The organism is Trinickia sp. (assembly GCF_051961175.1).
Classification (GTDB): Bacteria; Pseudomonadota; Gammaproteobacteria; order Burkholderiales; family Burkholderiaceae; genus Trinickia.
Map to the genome: position 1 here is coordinate 1 of NZ_JBQCDN010000404.1, position 3,479 is coordinate 3,479.

At 60.6% G+C, this 3,479-nt stretch carries 3 protein-coding genes; all 3 read left to right on the forward strand.

All coding sequences use genetic code 11. The features are described from left to right. A partial coding sequence (locus ACTHL0_RS22930) for a hypothetical protein (RefSeq protein ID WP_440569252.1) occupies positions 1-191 on the forward strand: 191 nt, incomplete at its 5' end. Positions 192-1,164: 973 nt separating this feature from the next. Further along, positions 1,165-2,610, forward strand: coding sequence for a sigma 54-interacting transcriptional regulator (locus ACTHL0_RS22935; protein WP_440569254.1), 1,446 nt, complete (start codon positions 1,165-1,167; stop codon positions 2,608-2,610). 314 nt (positions 2,611-2,924) lie between these two features. Then, positions 2,925-3,353, forward strand: a complete 429-nt coding sequence (locus tag ACTHL0_RS22940; RefSeq protein WP_440569255.1) for a DoxX family protein — start codon at positions 2,925-2,927, stop codon at positions 3,351-3,353. Positions 3,354-3,479 lie beyond the last annotated feature (126 nt).

The following is a 3,479-nucleotide window of genomic DNA, read 5'->3' on the forward strand; positions in this document are numbered from 1 at the left end:
CGTGGTTTAGCTGTGCCCGTTGGCAGCACGCGGCGGTGGGCTCTATACCTGGGGTGTTTGGCCCCGTGCTGGTGGACAATTCGGCATTGCATTTCGGCGCTTCGCTGCCGTGGCATCATGCGCGCGGCAGCGAAGGGGAAGTAGCCGCTGCAGGTCACGCCACGCGCCATTTTGTGTCGGCCCTCGCATGATTCATCTTCTGATGGCTGTTGTGCGCTACCTGCGGGCAAGTTATTTAAAGCAAGCGCCGCGCCAACCGGGAAAAATGCTTGAATATCAAGGCGCGGCCGCCGCGAGAGGACGCGCAGCGAACGTTTGGCGTTTATGTCGTCGCAGTTTTGCTACACACTGAATCGCCGCACGGCAGGCCACAAAGCCCGCATCGCCGCGAGCAGTGGTGCATTCGCCGTGGCGTGAACGCGACGACCGCTGTGTCGCCGATGTTGCTAAATCGAATAAGGAAGCGAAATGACTCTGCTTCTGCCGGGAGGGCCGCTTCGATATCGATACGGCGAAATCTTTAGCTGAGGGAATGTCCTTATCGAGCCAGACCGATTGTCGTGGGGATTAGCAGGATTGAGCGAACACGTCCCGCGGCGTAAATAATTGCCGCGCTGCAGCGAAGCCAGCGATGCAAGCAGAGCGACAGGACGGCGGCCCCAAGCAGGTTGAAAGAAAAGCAACCTCGATGGGGTCCCAAAAACCCGTGCTCCGCGGCCTGTCGGAGCCTGCGGCGGTGCGCACGGCGACGGACTTTCCGATGCGAAAGGAGCGCCATCCCACACAAAAGGGTAAAAAGTACCACGACTCGGTGTTCGGCCTGATGGCGTTTTTTCCTATAGTAATTCGTAAGGTTGGGGGCTATGTTGCATTGCATGACGAAATAAATGCGCAATGGACATTATGCGCGAGGCTTTTGAGAGATTCCGAGGGTAAGGGGGCGTGTGTTCGGTACGATGATTCGGCCGGAGGCAACCGAGCATCGTAATCCATGCATGCCAAGCGCGATTGGGCAATGCCGCAAGAGACGGCGTGCCGATGCGGTTTCGGAAGTGTTGGCCCGCCAGACAGGCGGTAGAAAAACACTGATCGAAATCAAAATTGGATTCGATTCGCCAAGGTAGCCTGACCGAGGACACTCGCGTATCGATACGGGGGCAATACATGAGTACTGTTTTTAGTCCGCTCGGCGCGGAACGCACTGTTCTTCTCGTCTCGCTCAAGCCAGACACGGATACTGTCGACTGGCTGGTGTCGGAAGGCTGGCACGTCGTTCATGCGAAGACGCAACAACAAGTACAGCGGACAATCGAACGCGTGGCGATCCACGTTGGGCTCGTGCAACTGCCGGTTTCCTGCAGTTCTCAGCAATTGGCCGAGCTGGAGTCGTGCATTTCGCAGAGCGATGTCGCATGGATCGCCGAGGTGCGGCCCGGTCAGGCCGAGGACCCTTCGATCCGGCGGTTCATTCTCGACTTCTGCTTCGATTTCGTGACGTTGCCTTGCAACGACGAGAGGCTGACGATCCTGATGGGCCATGCCGACGGTCTCTGGTCGTTGCGCGATACCGCCAACCATGCGAAGCCGGTGGCCGTGAGCAGCACGATGATCGGTCAATGCGAAGCGATGCTGCAACTGAATCGCGGTCTCGATAAGTGCGCGCGCAACGAAGCGCCGGTTTTTATCGCCGGCGAATCGGGGACGGGCAAGGAATTGACGGCCCGCGCCATTCACGATCGGTCGGCCCGCGCAAAAGAACCGTTCGTTGCCATCAATTGCGCCGCGATTCCGCCATCGTTGTTGCAATCGGAATTGTTCGGCCATGAGCGCGGCGCGTTCACCGGTGCGCTGCAACGGAAGATCGGCCGCATCGAAGCGGCGGCGGGCGGCACGCTGTTTCTCGATGAAATCGGCGACATGCCCCATGAATGCCAGGCCGTTCTGCTGCGTTTCTTGCAGGAAGGCACGATCGAGCGGCTGGGCGGGACAGGGCCGATCAAGGTCGATGTGCGCATCGTTTCCGCCACACACGTGGATCTGATGGCAGCGATCGAGACTGGCCGCTTCCGGATGGACCTGTACCATCGCTTGTGCGTGCTGCGTTTGGACGAACCGCCGTTGCGCGAGCGCGGGGGGGACATCAAGCTGCTGGCGCAGCATGCCCTTGACCTGTATCGCCGCGATGGCGCACGCAAGATTCGCGGGTTTTCGAGCGATGCGATCTCGGCGATGTTCAACTACAGCTGGCCCGGTAACGTGCGGGAATTGATCAACTGTGTGCGCCGTGCCGTCGTGATGGCGGAAGGGCGGTTCATTACCGCCTCGGATTTGGGCTTGCCCGGCATCGAAACGAAGTGCGGCCGGACTTTGGCCGAGATTCGCTGCGATGCGGAGCGCGCGGCGGTGCGCGATGCACTTGCGCGCCACGCGTACAGTCTATCGAGCGCCGCCATCGAACTCGGCATTTCCCGTGCCACGTTGTACAGGCTGCTCAATTCCAGCGGCCTGCGCGACGAATCGCCTTCGTCCCGCCATCCACGCTGTGTGCCGGAGTGCGGCGACCCCGCTGGCGAACCGGCTCGCCGCGGTGCCGAACACATGGCACGTTAGGCGAACGCCCGGTAAGCGCGCGGTACCCTTCGATGAACGCCGATGCTACCGGCGCTTGGAAAACCGGGCCGTAGCGCATATCCTCACCTTCGACATCCGCGCGCCCGCGAGGCGCGCGATGGTTTCGCGATCCGGAGTTGGTGCCTTACTGTAGTCCCACGTAGAGCGCCTTACTCCGGTCTCGTGCACAGCGGCGATCCGGAGTGGGTGTTTTAGCTGTCGGCTACAGTGAGCGCTTTAGCGCTTACCGTAGCCCCACGCAGAGCGCCTTACTTCGGTCTCATGCACAACTGCGGATTCGGAGGATTGGATACATGACGCGTGCCGTCGATTCGGGAATTATTCTCATTGCACGTTTGGCGCTTTCGGTGCTCTTTCTCTGGTCGGGTGTGATGAAGGTGCTCGCCTATGGCGCCTTCGTCGGATACCTGCAGGCGAAAGGCGTGCCATTCGTGCAAATCGCGGCGGCGGTCGCCACGGCCGTAGAACTCGTTGGCGGCATCCTGCTCGTCGTGGGTTTTCTGATCCGGCCGCTCGGCCTGCTCCTGGCGGTGTATACCATTGCGACAGCCATCCTCGGCCACGATTTCTGGAACGTCACGAATGCTGCCCTTCAGCACGACATGGTGATTCATTTCTGGAAAAACGTCGGTATCGCCGGGGGATTTCTACTGCTGTGCGTGACGGGTGCCGGCGGCGTAAGCATCGACGCCGCGCGTGCGCCGCGACGGCCTTCGCTTTGATCCGCGCGCCGTCCGGGCTCGATCCGGGAGATTCGGCGCCGCCGTGCACGGTCCTTGCTTGCCCTCAAGGACGTATGTGCGCGAGCAGGAGGGTGGCTGAGGATTCAAAACTTCGAGCAGCACATC

Excerpts from the sequence above, each read along its gene's own strand:
- ACTHL0_RS22935 (WP_440569254.1), top strand. The coding sequence starts at position 1,165 with ATGAGTACTGTTTTTAGTCCGCTCGGCGCGGAACGCACTGTTCTTCTC.
- ACTHL0_RS22940 (WP_440569255.1), top strand. The coding sequence starts at position 2,925 with ATGACGCGTGCCGTCGATTCGGGAATTATTCTCATTGCACGTTTGGCG.